General features: G+C 45.1%; 22 protein-coding genes and 1 riboswitch. Of the genes, 5 read left to right on the top strand and 17 right to left on the bottom strand.

Translation table 11 applies throughout. The features are described 5' to 3' along the window. Positions 1-10 precede the first annotated feature (10 nt). The 14 genes from GA693_RS04495 to rimO form a co-directional block, all read right to left on the bottom strand. Positions 11-919: an AEC family transporter gene (locus GA693_RS04495; protein WP_160241346.1), complete on the bottom strand. Its 909-nt coding sequence runs from the start codon at positions 917-919 to the stop codon at positions 11-13. A 242-nt stretch (positions 920-1,161) separates the two neighbouring features. Next, positions 1,162-2,412, bottom strand: coding sequence for a D-amino acid dehydrogenase (locus GA693_RS04490; protein ID WP_160241347.1), 1,251 nt, complete (start codon positions 2,410-2,412; stop codon positions 1,162-1,164). Positions 2,413-2,544: 132 nt separating this feature from the next. After that, positions 2,545-2,631, bottom strand: a riboswitch (glycine riboswitch). 141 nt (positions 2,632-2,772) lie between these two features. After that, positions 2,773-3,561 (bottom strand): acyl-ACP--UDP-N-acetylglucosamine O-acyltransferase, encoded by a 789-nt coding sequence (gene lpxA / locus GA693_RS04485; RefSeq protein WP_016658197.1) that lies wholly within the window; start codon positions 3,559-3,561, stop codon positions 2,773-2,775. Further along, the gene (gene fabZ / locus GA693_RS04480) at positions 3,558-4,043 is read right to left on the bottom strand and encodes a 3-hydroxyacyl-ACP dehydratase FabZ (protein ID WP_087662207.1); all 486 of its coding nucleotides are present in this window, start codon (positions 4,041-4,043) and stop codon (positions 3,558-3,560) included. The genes lpxA and fabZ overlap by 4 nt, the downstream gene beginning before the upstream one ends. A 5-nt stretch (positions 4,044-4,048) precedes the next feature. Next, positions 4,049-5,119 carry a UDP-3-O-(3-hydroxymyristoyl)glucosamine N-acyltransferase gene (gene lpxD / locus GA693_RS04475; RefSeq protein ID WP_075174889.1) on the bottom strand — a complete coding sequence of 357 codons (1,071 nt, stop codon included), beginning with the start codon at positions 5,117-5,119 and terminating at the stop codon, positions 4,049-4,051. Positions 5,120-5,122: 3 nt separating this feature from the next. Further along, positions 5,123-5,620 carry an OmpH family outer membrane protein gene (locus tag GA693_RS04470; RefSeq protein ID WP_075168192.1) on the bottom strand — a complete coding sequence of 166 codons (498 nt, stop codon included), beginning with the start codon at positions 5,618-5,620 and terminating at the stop codon, positions 5,123-5,125. 42 nt (positions 5,621-5,662) lie between these two features. After that, positions 5,663-8,164: an outer membrane protein assembly factor BamA gene (gene bamA / locus GA693_RS04465; protein ID WP_160241348.1), complete on the bottom strand. Its 2,502-nt coding sequence runs from the start codon at positions 8,162-8,164 to the stop codon at positions 5,663-5,665. Positions 8,165-8,206: 42 nt separating this feature from the next. Then, positions 8,207-9,562 (bottom strand): RIP metalloprotease RseP, encoded by a 1,356-nt coding sequence (rseP, locus tag GA693_RS04460; protein ID WP_104498766.1) that lies wholly within the window; start codon positions 9,560-9,562, stop codon positions 8,207-8,209. A gap of 3 nt (positions 9,563-9,565) precedes the next feature. After that, positions 9,566-10,762: a 1-deoxy-D-xylulose-5-phosphate reductoisomerase gene (gene ispC / locus GA693_RS04455; protein ID WP_005177604.1), complete on the bottom strand. Its 1,197-nt coding sequence runs from the start codon at positions 10,760-10,762 to the stop codon at positions 9,566-9,568. After that, positions 10,763-11,587 (bottom strand): phosphatidate cytidylyltransferase, encoded by an 825-nt coding sequence (locus GA693_RS04450; protein ID WP_045795728.1) that lies wholly within the window; start codon positions 11,585-11,587, stop codon positions 10,763-10,765. Between the two features lie 3 nt (positions 11,588-11,590). Beyond that, positions 11,591-12,343 carry a polyprenyl diphosphate synthase gene (uppS, locus tag GA693_RS04445; RefSeq protein WP_005177599.1) on the bottom strand — a complete coding sequence of 251 codons (753 nt, stop codon included), beginning with the start codon at positions 12,341-12,343 and terminating at the stop codon, positions 11,591-11,593. A 6-nt stretch (positions 12,344-12,349) separates the two neighbouring features. Continuing rightward, on the bottom strand, positions 12,350-12,904 hold the full coding sequence (frr, locus tag GA693_RS04440; protein ID WP_005177597.1) for a ribosome recycling factor: 555 nt from the start codon (positions 12,902-12,904) through the stop codon (positions 12,350-12,352). Positions 12,905-12,983: 79 nt separating this feature from the next. Then, positions 12,984-13,712, bottom strand: a complete 729-nt coding sequence (gene pyrH / locus GA693_RS04435) for a UMP kinase (RefSeq protein WP_005177594.1) — start codon at positions 13,710-13,712, stop codon at positions 12,984-12,986. Positions 13,713-13,760: 48 nt separating this feature from the next. Beyond that, positions 13,761-15,104, bottom strand: coding sequence for a 30S ribosomal protein S12 methylthiotransferase RimO (gene rimO, locus GA693_RS04430; RefSeq protein ID WP_005177586.1), 1,344 nt, complete (start codon positions 15,102-15,104; stop codon positions 13,761-13,763). A gap of 350 nt (positions 15,105-15,454) precedes the next feature. On the opposite strand from rimO, the gene glnL reads away from it, so the two are divergent. Beyond that, positions 15,455-16,564: a nitrogen regulation protein NR(II) gene (gene glnL / locus GA693_RS04425; RefSeq protein WP_160241349.1), complete on the top strand. Its 1,110-nt coding sequence runs from the start codon at positions 15,455-15,457 to the stop codon at positions 16,562-16,564. Next, a complete protein-coding gene (gene glnG / locus GA693_RS04420; protein ID WP_005177581.1) occupies positions 16,551-18,026 on the top strand; it encodes a nitrogen regulation protein NR(I) in 1,476 nt (491 codons plus the stop codon). Before glnL ends, glnG begins: the two co-directional genes overlap by 14 nt. Positions 18,027-18,076: 50 nt before the next feature. Here glnG and GA693_RS04415 read toward each other — a convergent pair whose 3' ends face one another. After that, positions 18,077-18,412, bottom strand: coding sequence for a hypothetical protein (locus GA693_RS04415; protein ID WP_005177579.1), 336 nt, complete (start codon positions 18,410-18,412; stop codon positions 18,077-18,079). Positions 18,413-18,588: 176 nt separating this feature from the next. Here GA693_RS04415 and GA693_RS04410 point away from each other — a divergent pair, with 176 nt between their 5' ends. Beyond that, on the top strand, positions 18,589-19,488 hold the full coding sequence (locus GA693_RS04410; RefSeq protein WP_016658206.1) for a LysR family transcriptional regulator: 900 nt from the start codon (positions 18,589-18,591) through the stop codon (positions 19,486-19,488). Positions 19,489-19,661: 173 nt separating this feature from the next. Here the strand turns inward: GA693_RS04410 and map are convergent, their stop codons facing one another. After that, positions 19,662-20,456 (bottom strand): type I methionyl aminopeptidase, encoded by a 795-nt coding sequence (map, locus tag GA693_RS04405; protein ID WP_104488974.1) that lies wholly within the window; start codon positions 20,454-20,456, stop codon positions 19,662-19,664. Between the two features lie 343 nt (positions 20,457-20,799). Here map and brnQ point away from each other — a divergent pair, with 343 nt between their 5' ends. Together brnQ and GA693_RS04395 are read left to right on the top strand one after the other, a co-directional pair. Then, complete coding sequence (gene brnQ, locus GA693_RS04400) at positions 20,800-22,092, top strand: branched-chain amino acid transport system II carrier protein (RefSeq protein WP_160241350.1); 1,293 nt, start codon at positions 20,800-20,802, stop codon at positions 22,090-22,092. Between the two features lie 489 nt (positions 22,093-22,581). After that, positions 22,582-22,827: a hypothetical protein gene (locus GA693_RS04395; protein WP_016658209.1), complete on the top strand. Its 246-nt coding sequence runs from the start codon at positions 22,582-22,584 to the stop codon at positions 22,825-22,827. A gap of 85 nt (positions 22,828-22,912) precedes the next feature. Here GA693_RS04395 and GA693_RS04390 read toward each other — a convergent pair whose 3' ends face one another. Continuing rightward, on the bottom strand, positions 22,913-23,374 hold the full coding sequence (locus GA693_RS04390) for a hypothetical protein (RefSeq protein ID WP_005177567.1): 462 nt from the start codon (positions 23,372-23,374) through the stop codon (positions 22,913-22,915). Between the last annotated feature and the right edge of the window lie 7 nt (positions 23,375-23,381).

Below are 23,381 nucleotides of genomic sequence, written 5' to 3'. Positions count from 1 at the left end.
TGACAGCTCTTTACATCACCCACCACAAAATCAATGGCAAACTGAACGCCGCACACACAGTCTGCAGGCTAATCACACTGGCCATCAGCTGGCTATCTCCCCCCAAAACTTTGGTCAGAATATAAGCCGATGAGGCCGTCGGCAAGGCAAAAAACATCACCAGAATCTGGGTATGCAGGGCCGGCAGATTCAATGCCAGACAGGTCGCCAACGCAATCATCGGCATCAACAGCAAGCGTCCAAAAGTGTTTAATAACAAGGTCCGCAGATCTTTACGCAGCCCCTGAAACTGTAATGCTGCACCAATACACATCAAGCCCAATGGCAAACTGGAAATGGCAATCTGTTTTAAATAATTTTCAAAGCCAATCCATAAGCGTAAATTCAGCAGATTAAACACCCCGCCTGCAATACAGCCTAAAATTAAGGGATTTTTCAATAATGATAACAGGATGGATTGCAAGCGCATCCCTTCTGAATTGGTCAGGGCCAAAACCGAAAGCACATTGACCAGAGGAATGCAAAACACCAGCAGAATAGCAAACAGCGCCATACCCTGCTGATACAACAAAGACGCCGACAGCGCCAGACCGATATAGGTATTAAAACGCACCATGCCCTGCATATACACGCCAAAACGTGCCGCTGCAGTGCCATACAGCGCCTTGAGGATATATAACAGACAAACCGCAATCAGCAGGGTCAGACCCGCTCCCAGCATCATGTGGCGAATTTCGCTGGCCTGAATTTCGGCATGCGCCAGGCCCAAAAACAGCATCACCGGGAACAGCAGATAGTAGTTGAGCTTTTCTGCACCGTGCCAGAATTTATCTTCCAGAAACCTAAAGCGCTTGAGTACATAGCCCAACGCAATCAGAAAGATTAAAGGAAATAGCGCAACCAGAATTATATTTGCCATCGTTTATCCATACATATCGCGGTCTGCCCAGGAGGGCAGCATCTCAATCCATTTTTTAATGGCAGTTCAAAATCTTAAAACGAAAATATTTTATTTAAAGCCTGAGTATAAGCCAAATAGCTCATTGAATTGACAGCGATTTGCGTTATTTTGATGGATTTATTTTGCCAGAACCCGGCAGATGATCAGCATCTCTCCTAAAGCCCTGTTACTTTAAAACAGAGCTCAACTGAGTGTTCTCATTATCCGGTCACCGGATAATGCTGCGCAATTTCCTGACTAATCATCAGTGCTGTCGCCGCAGATAAGGTCCAGCCCAGATGCCCATGGCCGGTATTATAAAATACCCGTGGATGCTGGCCCTGCCGAATCACCGGCATCATATTTGGCATCATCGGGCGTAAACCTGCCCACGGCACCACGCTTTCAGTTGAAATATCAAAATTCCGCTGTACCCAGCGCACCAGTGGCTGAATCCGGTCATGGCGAATATCGCGGTTATAGCCATTAAATTCGGCTGTTCCGGCAATCCGCAGCCGATCTGCGCCTAAACGAGAGGTCACAATTTTGGCACTTTCATCTAGCAGACTGACCCAAGGCGCCTGCTTCTGGCTCTGCTCATCCTGTAAATTGACGGTAATGGAATAGCCTTTGACCGGATAAATATTGACCCGATCACCTACCTGTCGCGCCAATTGATAACTACTCACACCGCCGCAAATCAGCACGGCATCGGCATGTAAGGTTTCTACCATCGGCTGATCTGCCAGAGGATCTTCAATGGCTGGCCGATAACTCAGCTGTACCTGCTGGGCGTCTAGCTGAATATCATGAACATCCCGGCCAAAAATATAACGTACACCCTGCTGCATGGTGACTTGAGCCAGCCCCACCGTGAATTTATGAATATCGCCGGTGGCATCTCCCGGGCAATAAAAACCCGCATAATACTGTCCGGTTAAACTTGGTTCAATCTGTCGGATTTCATCCAGACTGACCTGATAACGCTCCAGCCCGCCCTGACAGAGCAAATCATTGACCCGAATTGCAAAGTCAAAATCCGCTTTATTATGATAAAAATGCAAAATTCCACGTTTTTCCAAATTGAAATCAATCTGTTCCTGTTCTGCAATTTCAAATAAACGTTTGCGTGCCAGAAGTGCCAGGCACACTGTTTCCTGGGTATTGTGTTCATAATGGCGAATATTGCTTAAGAACTCGATCAGCCAGCCATACTTATGCAGATCAAATGCAGGATTTAATAAGAGCGGCGCCGACTTTTGCGACATCCATTTTAGGCCTTTCAGTACAGTGGCTTTCTGATTCCAGACTTCTGCATTACTGGCTGATAACTGGCCACCATTGGCATACGATGTTTCCATCGCCGGGTATAAATGCCGGTCAATCACCGTGACTTGATAGCCCAAACGCATCAGCTCATAGGCTGAAGTGACCCCGGTAATTCCTGCACCAATGACAACAACATGCGGCATAAAACGCTCCTTGGAACAGCTGTTCCAGACGTGATGCCCCATCTGTCAGGGTACCTGAGAGCTTCGATTGAACTGATGTTCAGCCCAACCATCCCCTTCGGTGAGCACTGCGCGTGCTTCTCTCCAGATTTTTGAATTATTACGGTCCTTTTGCCTGAGAGTTTCCGGGGTCGTTGCTCCTTCGGCGAGCACCAAGTGCCGCTCTCCCGCAATAATTTTTATTGTATAGCTTGAATATGAGCAAAATCCGGGCCAAGCACGAGTAGAAATTTGTATCTGATGTTCAAGAAACCTCAAAATCTGGATATAAAAAAACTGCCCCAATTGGAGCAGTTTTTTGAATCAGCTTCAAACAGCGTGTTAGCGTACAATCCCGCGTTTAGACTGTTCTAGTGAATCAATTAAACGCTGTGCTTCCGGCACTTCTGGCAGAATCTCTGCACGGATTTTCTGAATGGCTTCTTCAGTGGTTAATCCTGATTTGTAAATCAGTTTAAAGGCGTCCCGTAATCCTTGAATCACATTTTTCGACCAGCCTTTACGACGCATACCTTCAATATTCATAGCAAAAGCATGCGCAGGATTACCCGAAACCATCACATAGGCCGGTACATCTTTCAGAATTAAAGATGCGCCACCAATCATGCTGTAAGAGTCAATTTTACAGAACTGATGAATACCCGAGTTTCCACCCACCACCACATAATCACCGACATGCACGTGCCCTGCGACACCGACATTATTGGCAAAAATATTGTGATCACCCACGATACAGTCGTGAGCAATATGCGTATTGACCATCAACAGGTTGTGGCTACCAATTTTAGTGATGCCTTTGTCCTGAACCGTCCCGCGATGTAAGCTGGAATGTTCACGAATCAGGTTATAGTCACCAATTTCCAGCCAAGTTTCTTCACCCTGATATTTCAGGTCCTGACAGACTTCGCCAACACTTGCGAACTGGAAAATCTCATTATGCTCACCAATACGGGTATAGCCACCCACCACCACGTGTGAATGCAGCTTTGTACCCGCACCAATGCTGACATTCGGACCAATAATACTATAAGGTCCAATTTGCACATCAGGCGCAATGACTGCAGAGGAGTCAATTATAGCGGTGGGGTGAATGAGGGGGTTATTGCTCATGCTTGCTCTGTTTTCTGATGCGAAATCATAATTTCCGCGGTTGCTGCAACAATGCCATCGACCGTGGCGATACAATTATATTTGTAAATACCACGTTTCTGCATTACTAATTCAGATTTTAATACAAGTTGGTCGCCTGCAACCACTTGTTTTTTAAATCTAACTTTTTCGGCACCGGCAAATAGGAATAATGCACCCGCAGTCGGTTTCTGATTATTCATAATAAAGCCAAGCACGCCTGAAACCTGTGCCAGCGCTTCTACAATCAACACCCCTGGCATAATTGGATATTCAGGGAAATGTCCTTGTAAAAACTCTTCATTAATCGAAACGTTCTTATAACCCACAATCCCATTGTCAGTTACATCAACGATTCGATCTACCAATAAGAATGGATAACGATGTGGCAAATATTCACGGATGGTTTGAATATGCATTGGCAATTCAGGTTTCGTAAATGTTGGGGTATTCGACTCAGTCATCATAATTATTTACGCAATTTTAAAGTTGATTCAAGGGACTCAATTTGAGTCTGCATATGATCGAGTCTTTTCTGCAATTGGGTCAATGGCACATCTGCTAATTGTCTAAAGCGAATCACCGCGCGTTTCCATTGCGCATTTGGTAATGCACCGGTGCCCGAAGAATAGGTTCCTGGTTCAGAAATACTCTTTGTGACCATTGACATTCCGGTTAAAGTCACGTTGTCAGCAATAGAAAGATGACCAGAGACCCCACACGCACCTGCCAGAATACAGTTTTTGCCAATGATGGTACTGCCGGCAATACCGCATTTTGCAGCGATAGCAGTATTGGCCCCCACTTTCACGTTATGCGCGATTTGCACAAGGTTATCAATTATGACACCATGTTCCAAAATGGTGTCATCCAGCGCACCACGGTCAATACTACAATTCGAACCAATTCGTACATCATTACCAATCTGTACTGAACCTAACTGTGCAATGCGGTGCCATTTGCCCTGATACGGAGCAAAACCAAAGCCTTCACTCCCGATCACGGTATTGGCATGAATGCGGACCCGGTCAGCAATTTTGGCTTCACCAGTGATGGTGACATGCGAATCAATAAAACATTCTTTACCAATTTCAACAAAATCATCAATTTTGCTATGCGATTGGATAATGGTTTTATCACCCACCACACAATTTTCACCCACCACCACATAATGGCCAATATAAGCACTTTCGGAAATGATCGCTGAGGGATGAATTTGTGCGGTACTTTCAATACCGGTTTGAGTGTGCTTACGCTCAAAGACATGGGTTAAAATTGCAAACGCCAAATACGGATTTGCCACCACAATAAAGTTCTGATGCGTATCAAGCTGCTGCTGTAACTCGGGCGTGACAATTAAAGCACCCGCTTTAGATACTTTTGCCTGCTCCACATACTTGTCAGCATTGACAAAAGCAATGTGCTGCGGTTTAGCAAGCTCCAGGCTCGCTAAACCCTGGAGACCTAAATCGGCCTGACCGACCAGCTCGCCCTGGACCAGACGAGCAAGTTCTTCTAAGCGATAATGTTGATAACTCATTGATTACTTGATTGCATTAACCTTTTGAATCATTTTATCAGTTAAATCATACTTAGGGTCATAGGCAAGTGCTGAGTTTTTGTTCAAAACCACATCTAAATTATTTTCTTTACGCAATTGTTCTGCTGCCTGCTTGATGCGCTGCTCAAAACTGTCATTCATTTTTTGCAGATCAGCCTGCACTTTGGTCTGCAAACTTTGCTGTAAAGTATTAAATTCTTTTAACTTGGCCTGATACTGCGCCGATAATTTCTGCTTATCGGCTTCAGATAAATTTGCTGACTGCTGGGCACGTTGCTGTAATGTTTCCAGCTCTTTACCCAGCTGTTCAAGTTTAGTGGTTTGAGGTTTAAGCGATTGTTGCAATGCACTATTTTGCTGTTTTAAATAGCTGCTGCTTTCAACCACACGCTCTAAGCTGACCACACCATAACCTGCCGCCTGTGCCGCTGCGGCACAGGACAGTGTAAAACCTAAAACAGCCAGTTGTATCTTCTTCATCTTGATCTATCCCTATTTCAAGCATCCATGAACAGACCGTACTTAGAACGTACGGCCAATTTCAAACTGGATATTCTTGGTTTCATCACCTGGTTTTTCATTCAGCGGATATGCATAACTTAAGGACAATGGGCCAATCATGGTAATCCAGGTAAAGCCTACACCGACGCTATAACGCATATTGCCAAAGTCAAAGCCAAAGTTATCTTCACAGTACTGTTTACTACTTACTGAATCCCCATTTACGAAAATATCGTTATTAGAAACATTACATTGAGTATCGAATACTTGTGCACCTTCAGCAAAAATCACCGGACGAACCTGACGTGCCCAGTCCCCTTTAAATGGTACCGGCAAAGCCAGTTCAGTACCAAACTGTAATAAAGCATTACCACCCACTTCTTCTGGAGATGGATCAGTCTTTCCAATATCAGAGAAATAAACACCTGGATATTTTGGTCCTAAGGTACTGTTGTCATAACCACGTACCGAACCATAACCACCGGCATAGAAGTTCTTATAGAATGGTAAGTCATTACCATAACCCACCTTACCATAGCCACGCAGCACAAAATCTTTGCCCAGCGGATAATAGGCCTGTGCATCATAGGTAACTTTTTGATATTCCACATCACTGCCCGGTAAAGCAATTTCTGCATTCACCCGATGCGACATCCCCATTGTTGGGAAAATCGGACGGTTAAGGGTATTATATGACCAACCTAAATTTAGGTTATAAGTCAGGAAGTCACCCTTAAACTCTCGACCATATGGGATGGTTTCAACTAGAATTCCATTTTCATCCACACACTCCCCATCTGCATTGATATTTGCTGGACAATGATCGCCTCTTTGTGTTTCTCGACCACCATGGCTTTCTAAATAATCTGCCACATAAGTCGATACATAAGGACCAGTTGTCACTTCAGTATTATCAATATTTAAGCCCGCACTAATGCTCTGGTTTTCATCAATTGGATAACCAAAGTTAATTCCGCCACCAAAACTGTCGGTCACATAGTTGTTAACGTTATAGTCATCATCCAGTTTGGTTTTACGGTAGTACATATTATAACCGCGACGCACACCATCAATGGTAAAGTACGGATCGGTTACGCTTAGGTTATAGTAGTCCTGTGTTTCAGAACGCGACAAGTCAATCGACACGGCATTACCGGTACCCAGGAAGTTGGTCTGGCTTAAACCGGCCTGGAAAGTTACACCGCCACTTTGCGAGAAACCCACCGCCAAGGTACTGGTACCTGAATGCTGTTCTTCTACCGCAACGTTAAGATCAACCTGATCCGGTACATTCGGAACACGCACCGGTTTAATATCCACGGTTTTAAAGAAACCAGTACGTTCTAAACGGACTTTAGACAGATCAATTTTTTCGTTACTGGCCAATGCACCTTCCATCTGGCGCATTTCACGACGTAGCACTTCATCGGCAGTTTTGGTGTTACCACTGAAGTTAATGCGGCGTACTGTGACTTGCTGACCCGGGTTGATGTAATAGTTCAGATCAACCTGTTTGGTTTCTTCATTAATTTGTGGCACCACATTCACTTCTGCATAGTAATAACCGGCATTACCATACTTGCGAAGCAGCAGCTGTTTAACCGCATTAACCTTTTCTTGCGAATAGGTTTCACCATCTTTATAGATTTGCAGCGCTTTTAATTCTTCTGGTGCATATAAAGCATCACCCAGGAATTTGGTTTGACCAAATTTGAACTGCTCACCTTCATCAATCGACACCTCAATGAAGATGTGCTGTTTGTCTTCACTTAAGTTCAGGCTCGAATTATTGATATTAAAGTTGATATAACCACGGTTTAAATACAGCGCACGTAAAGCTTCCAAGCTTGCTGCCATTTTCTCACGCGCATAACGGTCATTACGTGAAATCACAGAAGCCCAGCCACTTTCTTTGACTGCAAAGGCCTGTTTAATTTCGCTGTCTTTAAAGACGGTATTGCCAATGATATTAATATCAAAAACTTTGGCCGCTTTACCTTCAATAAACTCGATGGTCAGGTCGACGCGGTTATTCGGACGTGCTGTGGTAATGACTTTGACATCGGCATCATAACGACCTTGCTGCATGTATTGCTGTTCAAGTTCCGATTCTAGTGTTTGCAAAGCAGACTTTTTCAGCACTTCACCTTCAGCCACGCCCATTTTCTTTAAGCCTTCTTCAAGGGCTTCTTTTGGAATTAATTTATTGCCTTTAAATTCGACTTTCGAAATGATCGGACGTTCTACCACCTGAAACACCAAGGTATCACCTTGCTGGGCAGCTTTAATATCATCGAATAAACCTGTGGCATACAGGCTGCGAATTGCATTTGCAATGGTGGCATCGTTGACACGATCACCACTATTTACAGGAATCATTCCATAAACATTGGCTGGCGTTAAACGAACAAGTCCGTCAATTTGTATATCTCTTACGATAAATTCATCTGCTGCATATACTTGTTGTACTGCTGCCATAGCACTAACCAGTGCCAGAGGCATAAATAAATGTGTGTGCTGCATGCCAGTCTTTTCCAATGTTAAATTTATTGCCTATCCACGTTGTTATAAACGCATAAAATCATTAAATAATGCCAGAAGCATCATGCTACCGAGCAATACCATACCAATTTTTAAACCAACTAATTGTATTTGTTCAGAAACAGGTTTACCACGAATTAGTTCTATAAAATAATAAACCAAATGTCCACCATCCAGCATTGGAATTGGCAGTAAATTTAGAATACCCAAGCTTACACTCATTAGGGCCATAAACGAAATAAAAGTTTGCCAGCCCATTTCAGCGCTTTGTCCTGCCACCTTGGCAATGGTAATCGGACCAGACAGGTTATCTAAACCAATCAGACCACGCACCATTTTGACGATGGAGTTCAAAATCATCGAAGAGATTTGACCGGTTTTATCGACCGCCATCATTAAGGCTTCTGTAGGACTATATTGAATGGTTTGTTTATATTCTTCAGGAATTGTTATTTTTCCAGGGTCACTTTGTACACCTAACATACCGGTGGTGTTGCCCATATTGTCGCGTTTGGCCTGCGGCATAATTTCCAGCTGTACCCGCTGATCTTGACGCAATACGTCAATCTTTAACAGTTTCTCTGGCGATGCCTGTACCACTTGTACCACATCGTACCAGTCTTTCATGACAACACCGTCAATCGCTAAAATCTGGTCACCTTCTTTCATCCCTTGACGAATGGCAGCGCCATCTTCACTCAGTTTGCTGACCACTGCTGGAATATTCGGACGATATGGCGTAAAGCCCAGCACCTCAAGTGGTGACTGAGATTGATCTTTCAAGAAATCTTGAATCGGTAATTGAAAGTTTTGTGGCTGACCATCGCGGTTGGCCTGAATATGAATGGTACCTGTTTCACCGGCACGATCCACCAGCGCAAAATTCAGTTTTTCCCAGGTGCTAACCTGGGTACCATCGACTGCGGTAATCCGGTCACCCGGCTGCATATTCACTTCAGCCGCAGGCGTTTGTGGCAAGACTTTCCCAACACGGGTATTCAGCTGTTCCTGAGACGGTAAAAACAGAATCCAGAACAGTACAATCGCAAAAACCAGATTAATTAAAGGACCTGCCGCGACAATCGCGATCCGTTTCCACGGATGCTGACGGTTAAAAGCAAAAGGCAGATCTTCTTCTGCCACATTGCCCTCACGTTCATCCAGCATTTTGACATAGCCGCCCAAAGGCAAAGCCGAGAGCTGATATTGAATACCGGATTTCTTCGAGGTCCATTTCAGCACTGTCGGGCCAAAACCAATAGAATAAACCAGGACTTTGACCCCCAGTTTGCGTGCAACAAAGTAGTGCCCAAATTCATGAATTGCAATTAACGGCCCCAACAAAAGAATGGCCGCAACAATAATAAATAAGGCACTCATGTCTTAGCTTCCTGTCTGAATCACACACTGCTGTGCAAAAGCACGGGCATTCTGGTCTGCCTGAAGAATGGTTTCAATTGAATCTGCGGCGCGATTGGCCAGATGATTCAGGGTCTGTTCAACAATTTCTGGAATCTGGGTAAACCCAAGCTGGTTTTGCAAGAAAGATGCCACTGCAATTTCATTGGCCGCATTTAGCAAGGTCGGTGCAATACCACCTGCCTGCATGGCCTGACGTGCCAGCTTTAAGGCCGGGAAACGCGTGGTGTCCGGTGCCTGAAAATTCAGCTGTGAATGGATAAATAAATCCAGCGGCGGAACATGCGTCTGCAGACGTTCCGGCCAGGCCAACGCATGCGCAATTGGCGTACACATATCCGGATTACCCATTTGCGCCAAAGTTGTTCCATCGACATATTGAACCATGGAGTGAATAATACTCTGTGGATGCACCACCACTGTAACAAATTGTTCTTTTACTGCGAACAAATGGCAGGCTTCAATCAGCTCCAGACCCTTGTTCATCAGGGTGGCGGAATCGACGGAAATTTTTTGACCCATAGACCAATTGGGATGTTTACAGGCTTGCGCCGGGGTCACACTGTGTAACTGTTCCAGACTATGATTTAAAAATGGCCCACCCGATGCGGTCAGCAGAATCTGCTGCACACCCAGTTTTGGTTGACCATTACGCTCGACCTCAAAATAGTTTTGCGGCAGGCACTGGAAAATTGCATTGTGTTCGGAATCGACCGGCAATAATAAAGCGCCATGATCACGCGCTGCCTGCATCATCAGGTCACCGGACATCACCAGGGCTTCTTTATTGGCCAGTAGCACGCGCTTACCGGCCTGCACTGCGGCCAACGTTGGCATTAAACCTGCGGCACCAACAATTGCCGCCATCACCACATCCACTTCAGGATGTGAAGCCACAGCTATTAAACCAGCTTCATCACAGAGGATTTCAATATCGGCAAGATTGGCCTGCTGTAACAGCTGTCTTAAGGAATCGACCTGTGCAGCAGGTACCACGGCCACTTTGGGATGAAACTGTTTGCATATTTCAACCAGCTCAGCAATACGACTGTGAGCCGTTACGGCATATACCGAATATTTTTCAGGGTGTTGTTGCAGTATTTTTAAGGTGCTTTGACCAATTGAACCTGTAACACCCAATATACAAACAGCTTGTAACATCTATAAATCTACGCCAATAAGTTTCAGTACATACATGCTTGCAGCAAAGATTGGAGCCGCTGCGAGCAAGGAGTCAATGCGGTCCAGCACTCCACCATGTCCTGGCAGAATACGACCAGAGTCTTTAATTCCGGCACGGCGTTTGATCATGGATTCAAACAGATCGCCCAGTACCGAACTAAACACGGTTATCATGGACAGAATCAGGAATAAAATATGTTGGGTCAGGCTTAAGTCCAGATAGACAATTTCTACAAACAGCACAATCAGGATGGCGGTAAACACGCCACCATATAAACCTTCCACCGATTTGTTTGGACTGACATGTGGTGCCAGTTTCTTTTTACCAAACTTGCGTCCGACAAAATAAGCGCCAGAATCTGCACCCCAAACCAGTAGGAACAGATACATCAGCCACCACGGTGAATGGGTCCAGACCGCATAAATGGCAGTCACGGCGGCAGAAATCAGCACAAAGCCAATAAAGTTCAGGCTTGGATTGTACCAGCCATCATATTCAGGATAGGATTTCACCCAATACAGGCTGAGCAGCCAGGTTAAAATCGAGGCTGACCACAGCAATAACGCAATATCACTAAAATATAAAGCAAGCGCGGAAAGAGCGGCGGTCACCAGACCATAACCCCAAGCCATTGGCTTGATGACATATTTTGTTGTTCTTGGCATGAGTTTGAACCACTCATAGCCCGCAACCCCTGCTGCAAAAATCATCAGCACAAACATTGGATAATGGGACTGAGTTGCAAACATACAGCTCAGCACCACAGCGACCAATACCAATGCGGTAATTATCCGCTCTAACATGTATTAATTCTCAAGTTTCTCTTGTTGGATTTGCTCTGAAGTTTTTCCAAAGCGACGTTCGCGTCCTGCAAACACATGAAACGCATCATCCAGCTCTTCTACACTAAACTCAGGCCACAAGGTCGGAGTAAAGTACAGTTCGGCATAGGCGGCCTGCCAAAGCAAGAAATTGGACAGCCGATAATCACCACCCGTACGGATCAACAGGTCCACAGGCGGTAAATCGCCCAGGCACACATATTGACCGAACAGCGTGCTATCAATCTGTTCCAGCGCGACTTTATTGGCCAGTACATCAGCCGCAATCTGTTTGGCTGCTTCTGCCATATCCCACATGCCCCCATAACTGATAGCAATGGTTAAAGTCATGCTACTGAACTTAGCAGTCCTTTGTTCAGCATGCAACATCAAGTCACGAAGATGTGGGGATAAACGGCTGCGATCGCCAATAAAACGCAAGGCAATCTGGTATTTTTCCATGCGCGGCATTTGCTCATGAATCGTGTCTTCCAGCAATTGCATGAGTAAATCAACTTCATATTGCGGACGATTCCAGTTTTCACTTGAAAATGCAAAAACGGTGAGTGCCTGAATGTGTTTGCTGCGACAATAGTCAACAATCGGATCTAGAATATTTTTACCTTCACGGTGACCGTCGCCTTTTTGCAATTGATTTTTCTTGGCAAAACGGTTGTTGCCATCCATGATGATGGCAACATGTTTTGGAAGCGTCTGACAGTCTTCAGATGTGGTCATCGACAATTAGACCTTCATCAACTCAGCTTCTTTAGCAGCCAAACGCTTGTCGACTTCAGCAACATATTTATCGGTGATTTTCTGGATATCATCGCCTGCACGACGTTCATCATCTTCAGAAATTTCTTTTTCTTTCAATAATGCTTTGATATCGCCCAAGACGTCACGACGGATGTTACGAATCGCCACTTTGGCATTTTCCGCTTCAGAACGCGCAACTTTCTGCATGTCTTTACGGGTTTCTTCGGTTAAAGCTGGTAGCGGCACACGAATCGAATCAGCGGTAATCGGGTTCAGACCGAGGTCAGACTCACGAATCGCCTTGTCAATTGCAGACACCATAGTACGTTCAAATGGCTGTACGATAAGAGTACGTGAATCTTCAACACCCACGTTCGCCACCTGGTTTAACGGCACATCTGAGCCATAGTAAGGAACCATCACACCGTTTAAGATTGATGGATGGGCACGGCCGGTACGAACTTTGGCAAAACCTTGCTCCAAAGACTCCAGAGTCTTTTGCATACGCTGTTCGCTGTCTTTTTTAAGATCGTTAATCATATGATCTTCCTTACTTAATTCTTAAAGATGTAATTACTAAAATAGCGTGTAGTATAAAGAGCTTTCAGGCCCACGTACATTAGTTCGTAACGTGAGTTCCTTCTTTTTCACCCATAACCACTGAAAGTAAAGCACCGGCTTTATTCATATCGAATACCTGTAACGGTACATTGTGGTCACGACATAAGCAGATTGCGGTTAAATCCATCACGCCGAGCTTTTCATCTAACACCTGATCGAACGTCAGGGTGTCATATTTCACCGCATCTTCGTATTTGCTTGGATCTTTATTATAAACGCCATCTACCTTGGTGGCTTTCAGAATCAGATTGGCTTCAATTTCAATACCACGCAAGCAGGCAGCTGTATCTGTGGTAAAGAACGGGTTACCTGTACCGGCAACGAATACGCACACTTCACCTTGGGTTAAGTGGCGAATTGCATCACGGCTTGAATAAGATTCTACAACGGTACCAATTGGCAGTGCTGAAAGCAGACGTGTTTTAATGTTACGGCGTACTAAAGCATCACGCATGGCCAGACCGTTCATCACAGTCGCCAGCATACCCATCTGGTCACCAGTCACACGACCGACCAGACCGTCTTTTTGTAACTGGCTGCCACGGTACAGGTTACCGCCACCAACCACAATGCCGACCTGCACACCCAGACCGACCAGGTGTGCAATTGCCAAAGACATCTGATCAAGGATTTGGGCATCAATCCCCATATCCTTGTTACCCGCCAGTGCCTCGCCTGAAAGCTTCAGCAGAATACGTTCATAACGTGGCTTTTTAGAATCCAACATCATCAAACTCCAAAGTATTTAATTTAAATTTTTTCTGTATATCAGTACTTAAGCAGATTTGATCGCAATCAGCTTGGCAAATAAATCGTATTCATCTGCATCGGTAATTTCGACTTCAAGCAAATCGCCTGCTTTAATTTTTGACTTGTCGATATCTTCAACAAACACGTTACCATCAATTTCAGGTGCATCTGCATAAGAACGCGCAACGGCAACCGGGAATTCTTCTTCCAGATCATCCACCAGCACAGTCATGGTCTGACCAATACGTTTTTGCAGTTTTGCGGCTGAAATTTCCTGCTGCACCTGCATGAAACGTTCATAACGTTCCTGCTTGATTTCTTCCGGCACATGATCTGGTAGATCATTCGCAGTTGCACCTTCTACTGGTGAATAGGTGAAGCAACCGACACGATCCAGCTGCGCTTCTTTCAACCAGTCCAGCAACATCTGGAAGTCTTCTTCGGTTTCACCCGGGAAGCCAACCACGAAGGTGGAACGAATCACCAGATCCGGACATTTTTCACGCCATACATTTAAGCGCTCTAGCGTGTTTTCACTGTGCGCCGGACGTTTCATCAGCTTGAGGATTTTCGGACTGGCGTGCTGGAATGGAATATCCAGGTACGGCAAGATTTTGCCTTGTGCCATCAGGTCAATCACGGCATCGACGTGCGGATAAGGATAGACATAGTGCAAACGGACCCAAATACCCAACTGGCCCAGGGCTTCACACATGTCATAGAATTTGGTTTTAACCGGCTGGCCGTTCCAGAAATCCAGTTTGTATTTGGTATCCACACCATAAGCTGAAGTATCTTGAGAAATGACCAGAACTTCTTTTACACCAGCACGTTTCAGCGCTGCGGCTTCTTCCAGAACAGAACCGACCGGACGGGAAACTAAATCACCACGCATGCTCGGGATGATACAAAAAGTACAACGGTGGTTACAGCCTTCTGATATTTTCAGGTAAGCATAATGTTTCGGGGTTAAACGGATCCCCTGTTCTGGCACCAGATCAATAAACGGATTGTGCTTTGGTGGCTCCGGCACATACTGATGCACGGCATCCATAACTTCTTCATAGGCTGCTGCACCAGTCACTTTTAAGACATTCGGATGCATTTGACGAATCTTGTCTTCGTCTTTACCTAAACAGCCAGTCACAATGACGCGACCATTGGCATTCATGGCTTCGCCAATGGCGTCTAAAGACTCTTGTACTGCAGATTCAATAAAACCACAGGTGTTAACCACGACTAAATCAGCACCGTCATAATCCGATGCGACATCATAACCTTCAGTCTTTAACTGAGTTAAAATTCGTTCAGAATCTACCAATGCCTTAGGACAACCTAAAGAAACAAAACCGACTTTGGGGGACTTCATGAATCTGCGCTCCACTAGAATGCGCGTATTGTATGACTTTTCTGGCCATAAAAATAGAGAAATAGCCCACTCTTTGCATAATGCACCAAAATACAACCACTAAAGCGAGCTTATACACAATATTGCACCATTTTGATTCACTTTTGGTTTACAGCACTGGCGTTATCCGCTATACCTGAATCAACCCGTCCATTTCAGCGCATTTTTCTCATAAATTGGCTTGATTTACAGGAATTTGAACAAAGTTGGCGTGCATTTTGCTTAATTTGCATCATTAACGTTCTTAATTCAGAAACCTATTGCTTTATGAAGATACCATTGCGCTATTTTAATACAGGATGCCACCGCTAATGGATCAAAGCCCGGCTATCGACTATCGCCTTTTAGTGGACAATTTGACCACTGCCATTTTACTGGTTGACAGCAACCTGAATATTTTTTACCTCAATTCATCTTGTGAGGCGCTGTTTGATATCAGTTTATTACGTGCTGCCGGACAGCCGGTAATGAATTTACTGCATCTCCCGACCGATGAATTTAATACCTACGAAGCACTACAAAATACTTTAAGCACCGGACAGCCTTATACCCGCCGTGAAGCTACCATTAATGTCAACTTTAAAGACATTCATGTCGATTACACCGCTTCGCAGCTGAATGCGGGCAAAAGCTATCATCCTTTATTGCTGATTGAACTGAATCCGATTGACCGGATGCTGAAAATTTCCAAAGAAGAAAACCTGATTCAGCAGCATCAGGTCGCGCGGCAACTGGTGCGCGGCGTGGCGCATGAAATTAAAAATCCACTGGCCGGGATTCGCGGTGCAACCCAGCTACTGGCACGCAGTCTGAATGACTCTCAATATGCCGAGTTTACCGACATTATTATTAATGAAGTCGATCGGCTCAGAAATCTGGCTGACACCATGCTCGGTTCACGTCAGTTACCGAGTTACGAACTGGTCAATATCCATGAACCACTGGAACGCGTGCGTTCGCTAATTGCCAACCAGACCAAGAAAAAAGTCAAAATCATCCGGGATTATGACCTGTCGTTACCGGAAGTCATGGCGGATCGTGACCAGCTGATTCAGGTCATGCTGAATATTAGCGTCAATGCGGTACAGGCCATGATGGAAAACAAGGAATTCTTTGTAGAACATCAACCCGAACTGATTTTAAGAACTCGTATTCAGCGCCTGGTCACCATTAATGGCGTGATTCATCGCTCGGTGGTACGGATTGATATTGAAGACAACGGCCCCGGTGTGCCGGAAGAAATTATTGAATCGGTGTTCTATCCGCTGGTTACGGCGCGCGCCAAAGGCACCGGACTGGGCCTGAGCATCGCACAGAATATTATGCATCAACACAACGGAATGATTGAGTGCCAATCTGTTCCAGGAAAAACAATATTTAGCTTATATATACCTTGGGAGTCTAACCATGTCGCGAAATAAAATTTGGGTAATTGATGATGATCGTGCCATGCGCTGGGTACTGGAAAAAACCTTCAAGGAAGAAGGCTTTGACGTTACCAGTTTTGAAGAAGCCCAATCTGCCCTGGAGCAACTGGGTGTCGATGCACCGGATGTAATTCTGACCGATATCCGTATGCCGGGTATTGATGGCCTGACCTTCCTCGGTAAAGTCAAAGCCAGCTATCCAGATTTACCGGTGATTATCATGACTGCACATTCGGATCTGGAATCTGCAGTGTCGAGCTATCAAACTGGTGCCTTTGAATATTTGCCAAAACCGTTTGATATTGATGAAGCGCTGGCGCTGGTGAATCGTGCCATTTTGCATATCACCAAATTACAGCAACAGGAATCAGCCAAAACCGCACAGCCCATTCAGTCGACCGAAATTATTGGTGAATCACCGGCAATGCAGGAAGTATTCCGTGCCATTGGCCGTTTATCACAATCGCATATTACCGTACTGATTAATGGTGAATCAGGGACCGGTAAAGAACTGGTGGCGCATGCCCTGCATCGCCATTCACCGCGTAGCAGCAAGCCGTTTATTGCGCTCAACATGGCCGCCATTCCTAAAGACCTGATTGAAACCGAATTATTTGGTCATGAAAAAGGGGCCTTTACCGGCGCCAACACCCAGCGTCAGGGCCGTTTTGAACAGGCCAATGGCGGCACCTTGTTCCTGGATGAAATTGGTGATATGCCGTTTGAAACCCAGACCCGTTTATTACGTGTTTTAGCCGATGGTGAATTCTACCGTGTCGGTGGCCATATTCCGGTGAAGGTAGATGTGCGTATTGTTGCAGCAACGCACCAAGACCTGGAAAAGCTGGTACACGAAGGCCGTTTCCGTGAAGACTTGTATCACCGTCTGAACGTGATCCGGATTCATATTCCAAAACTGGCGCATCGCAGTGAAGATATTCCAATGCTGGCGCAGCACTTCCTGGCGCGTGCCGGTAAAGAGTTAGGCGTGAGTCCGAAAATCTTGCGTCCGGAAACCCAGGAATATATGCAGCAATTACCTTGGCAAGGGAACGTGCGTCAACTGGAAAACACCTGCCGCTGGTTAACCGTCATGATTACCGGCCGTGAAGTCTATCCGGAAGATTTACCTTCGGAACTGAAACAGATTCCAATTGAAAAATCAGGCGATGTACCGTCCAATCTGCATTTAGACCGCGTCTCGATCCATCACTGGGATGAGCTGCTGGGTCAATGGGCCGTACAGAAACTGAAAAACGGCGAAATGAAAATTCTGGACATCGCCACACCGATGTTTGAACGCACCCTGATTAATGCCGCGCTGCAACAGACCCGTGGCCGCAAACGCCATGCCGCTGAACTGCTGGGCTGGGGACGTAATACCCTGACCCGCAAGCTGAAAGAACTGGGCATGGACAGTGCTGATGATGATGTCGAGGAAGAAATTGAAGGCTAAACCAGCCTGATCTTTATGATAAAAAATAAGCTCCTTATGGAGCTTATTTTTTAATTGGATTCTGGTACAGCAATGCCGATATAACGCGATAAATCCTGCACACCCAAATCAGTGCGAATGATCAGATAATGCGGAAAGCTGGCTGTGGTCAGTTCCTGAAACATATTGAGCTGATCATCATGTGCGTGAATTTCATCGACACTACGCGCCATGGTTGCTTCAAATACATCGGCAATATATTCAAAACCCAAATCCAGCGCCACAAACAGCGTATGCTCACAGGGCTGAATATACTGCTCTTGTGACCAGTCAATAATCGCCTGCTGGCAGCAAGGACAAATCACGTTGGCATCGGCATCGGGCTGTTGAATCAGTTGATAAGACATGTATTGATCATCTCATGGACTTTATCCTTAGTGTAAAGGATTTGTAGCCATAACTTAAGCTCGCCACGCATCACAAAGGCGAAAAGAGACGCTGCAAAAACCGCACAAATCAAATTGACAGCCCAGAACAATCATAATTTAATCTGCTTATCGTTGCATAAATGGAATAACTACACATGCTTTCGGACCTCGATGATTTTTACTGCTTTGCCCAGGTGGTTGAGCATGGCGGTTTTAGCGCCGCAGAACGTGCAACCGATATCCCCAAATCCAAACTGAGCCGCCGTGTGCACAATCTGGAAGAACGTTTGGGCGTGCGCCTGATTCAGCGCAATTCCCGCCATTTTGCCGTAACCGATATTGGCATGAACGTGTATCGACATGCACAGGTGATGGCCAATGCCGCACAGGCAGCGCATGATCTGGTTGATCATCTGAGTATTCAGCCGCGCGGCCTGATTAAAGTTAGCCTGCCGGTCTCCATTGCCCAGAATGAAATGTCCAGAATTCTGCCGGAATTTTTAAAGACCTATCCGGAAATTAAAGTCCAGCTTCTGGTCAGTAACCGCCGGGTTGATCTGATTAATGAAGGGATTGATCTGGCCTTGCGTGTACGCAGCAATCTGGATGATGATCCGAATCTGGTGATTCGTACCTTTGAAACCATTGAACAGCATCTCTTTGCCAGTCAGGCCTATTTAAACCAGCACGGCGACCTGAAACAGCCGGAAGATCTAGCCAAGCATCATATTCTCAGTATGGCTGATGATCATGTCGATCAGCATATTGTGGTCTATGATGAACATCAGCGGCAGAAGAAAATTAAAGTCAACCCGACCGTAATGGGTTCGGATCTGATGCTACAGGCACAACTGGCCCGTCAGGACTGTGGGATTGCCCTGCTCCCGGACAATATTGTGGAACCCTATATTCAGTCAGGCGAACTGGTACGCGTGTTACCAAACTGGCGTGCGCCGCACGGGGTTTTTCATGCCGTGTATCCATCCCGTCGCGGCCTGTTACCGGCAGTACGGGTGTTTATTGATTTTCTGGTGGAAAAACTGTCACAGCGTTAAAGCCAACTCAAATTTCAGGCAAAAAAAAAAGCTTATCCAGGGATGGATAAGCTATAAAAACTAGAAACTACAGCAAGAATCTATAAATACATAATATGTACAAAAGACAGCATTAACAAATAGCTAATTTATATCACTTAATACTTTTAAAGTATAAATAAGCCGTTTTATAGCTAGATTTCCGGGTATTCTCCAGTACCTTCCGGCCACGGCGACAGCACTTCAAAGCCGGTTTCAGTCACGGCAATCATATGTTCCCATTGTGCAGAAAGTGATTTATCGGTGGTCACGACGGTCCAGCCATCATTGAGCTCTTTGACTCTGGAGCCGCCGGCATTAACCATCGGTTCAATCGTGAACACCATACCTGGCTTGAGTTGTAGCCCCTGACCCGGCTGGCCATAGTGCAGTACACTTGGCTGTTCATGATAAATTTTACCAATACCATGCCCGCAATATTCACGCACCACTTTATAGCCGGCCTGCTGCGCGACAGTTTGAATTGCATGACCAACATCGCCTAAAGTCGCACCCGGTTTCACCGCATGAATCCCTGCGACCATTGCCGCATAGGTGGTTTCGACCAGTCTTTTCGCTTCCGGCTTGATCGTGCCGACGTAATACATGCGACTGGTATCGCCGTAGTAGCCGTCTTTAATTACCGCCACATCAATATTGATAATATCGCCATCTTTAAGCACAACCGACGCAGATGGAATACCGTGACAAACCACTTCATTCGGTGAAATACAGGTGGTTTTGGTATAGCCGCAATAGCCAACATTGGCCGGAATCACCTGCAAGGTATTGACAATATAGTCGTGGCACAGGTCATCTAGATATTCAGTGGTTACACCCGGCTTGATATGCTCCCCGATCATCGCCAAAACCTGAGCAGCCAAACGACCTGAAACACGTAATTTTTCTAAATCCTGCTCGGTTTTAATCGATACGGCAGACGCTCTCATGCTTAAAATCCCCTATGAAACATTTGCTTAGTATAGTCCTTTTCAGTGACTTTTGTTTGATCACAAGCGGTTCCATCTGCCACAAACCCACTACTGCTTAAATATTCAACAATTAAAAACCTTTATATTTATTGACTGTTTTTTCAAATTTATCTTTTGATATTTAACAGTTTTCATCTTTTAAAAATTAAATCAACAATATAGTTTCACTAATTTTTGACAACCCGATCAATTTCCCAAGCCAAGATATAAAAATAATTCATAAGATTTATAAAATAAATTAGCCAAAGCAGTTGCCATGTTCTAGAATCGCTTTCTTTTGTTTAACCGATCTATCTCCCTTATGACGAGTTTACGTACACGGGATATTATTGCCTTAGGTTTAATGACCTTTGCACTATTTATCGGTGCCGGCAATATTATCTTTCCGCCTATTGTTGCACAGCAGGCAGGTGAACACGTTTGGTTAGCAGCTTTCGGCTTTTTAATTACAGCCGTGGGCTTGCCGGTGTTGACCATTATTGCCCTGTCTCGTGTAGAAGGTTCGATCCAGCTTTTAAGTTCGCCACTGGGCAAAGCAGCCAGTCTGATTTTGACCGTGGTGTGTTATTTAGCGGTAGGCCCTTTATTTGCCATTCCCCGTACCGCAACCGTTTCTTATGAAATTGGTTTCTCCTCTTATTTTGGTGCAGCTCCGAGCAGCTTGCTGATTTACAGTCTGATCTACTTTATTGTGGTGACTATTGTTGCGCTGTATCCCAACAAGATTCTGGATACGGTGGGTTATTTCCTGTCGCCCCTGAAAATTTTATCGTTAATTATTCTGGGTGTTGCAGCAACGTTCATTCCCGCGGGTCATATTCCGCCAGCCATTAATAACTATATCAACAGTCCAGTCTCGGAAGGTTTCGTCAATGGTTATTTAACCATGGATACCTTGGGTGCCCTGGTATTTGGTATTGTGATTATTAATGCCATGCGTTCGCGTGGGGTCAGCGATAAAAAGCTGATGACCAAATACGCCATGATTGCCGGACTGATCTCTGGTATCGGTTTAACCCTAGTGTATTTAAGCCTGTTCAAACTGGGCTTGGGCAGTCATGAAGTAGCACCGAATGCAACCAATGGCGCAGTGATCCTGCATGCCTATGTGCAACATGCTTTTGGTGACTTAGGTTCCCTGTTCTTAAGTGCCATGATTTTCATTGCCTGTATGGTAACCGCGATTGGCCTGACCTGTGCCTGTGCAGAATACTTCTCGCAAATTACCCGCATTAGGTATCGTACTTGGGTATTTGTCTTAGTCGGTTTCTCATTGGTGATTTCCAACCTCGGTCTGACCAAACTGATTGCACTCTCAGTGCCGGTATTGAGCGCGATTTATCCACCTGCGATTGTAGTGATCTTACTGGGCTTTTTCTGGAAAAACTTCCATTCTCCAGCGCGTGTAATTCGTCCGGTCACTGCAGTAGCCTTATTCTTTGGCGTGATTGATGGCTTAAAAGTGGCAGGGTTAGATGGCTTTTTACCAGAAGCTTTACTGAACTTACCGTTAAGCGCGCAAAACCTGGCCTGGCTGATTCCATCTACCATTGTCCTGCTGATTTGTATTGTGATCGACAAGGTTAAACACTAAGCCTTAACCCGAGTCGTTAAAGTCTGGTTTTACCCAAACCCGATTTTAAATTGCTCAATAATGGTCAAGTTTTACCCAAACTGACTCTTATTGTGTCACTTTCTTTCAGTCTGGTTTAGCTCAATCTTGCTCAACTTCCAGGTCAATTGAAGTAAGCTCATCCACTTTCGCTTCTCCTCATTCTCTGAAACCCTTCAATTCAGCGCAATGCTGCTCTTTACCCTCTTTTTGCATACCTTCTACCAAAGCCTAATAGCTGCCCTATTGTTAAGCTGGCATAAATAATGCTACATCTTTACTCACTTCTTTACAGTGATGCCCTAATATTCCGTAAATAAATGAACTGAATTCGAGCATTTATTTATACACACTATGTTCTTTCAAAATATTGCGATAGGCGCTTGAAATACACTGCAATTCGCAGTACAACTAAACAAACTAATCCGATCAAAATAGTCTGTTTTTGATCAAAATACAGGAGGGATGGAGATGTTATCATTACATTTCAATAAGCAAGTCTTCATTAACGCTCTGAAGGCAAATAACAATTTAGTGACTTTCCTCAGCACCACCTTTGCGCTGCTGCTGACGCTGGTCTTTCAAGGATTGATTCAGGGTAACCTGAAACCGGCATACTTTATCTACGCACTAATCGTCTGTATCGCCTTCTATATTTGGGCTGTGGTCGATGAAAAATATCGACAGCCGGCTCCCATTGATCAGCACAACTCTTAATTTTTAACCGACCCAGATGGATGAGCCTTCATCCATCTGCTCAGAATCAGAAAAATAGCTTTTTATACTGCTTGGCAACACACCCTTAAGCCCATAAATATAATCCCGCACCCACCACCAGTAGCAAGGTGGCCAGTACCTCACCCAGTACCAGCAGCAACATCGCCAGACTCATTAAACTTTTTGGCAGATGCCATTTGCCCAACTGATGCGGAGTTTTAAACTGATTGGTGGTGTCCTTTAAATAACCATGCAGTGCATAACTCAAGATTGAAAAAGCAAAGAAAAACAGGTTAATTGCCACCAGTAGCAAATTCAGTTCGGTGGACCATACCGAAAAATAAGCCATGGCTGCCAGAATCAGACTGGCCGGCGCATAGAGCAAACTGCTACGATGCGCAATATCGACATAATAATGAGCACGCGCCTGTGGTGAATGCCGAATCTGCCAGTATTTCCATACCCCGGTCAGCATGCCCACCCATAAAAATATACCGCTGGCCAGAATCGCCCCTTTCACCGCAACATCAAGATCCATTGCATTCATTTCGTTT

Source organism: Acinetobacter indicus (assembly GCF_009914475.1).
GTDB lineage: Bacteria > Pseudomonadota > Gammaproteobacteria > Pseudomonadales > Moraxellaceae > Acinetobacter > Acinetobacter indicus.
The sequence above is the reverse complement of the archived record's forward strand: the minus strand, read 5'-3'. Positions and strand labels throughout refer to the sequence as shown.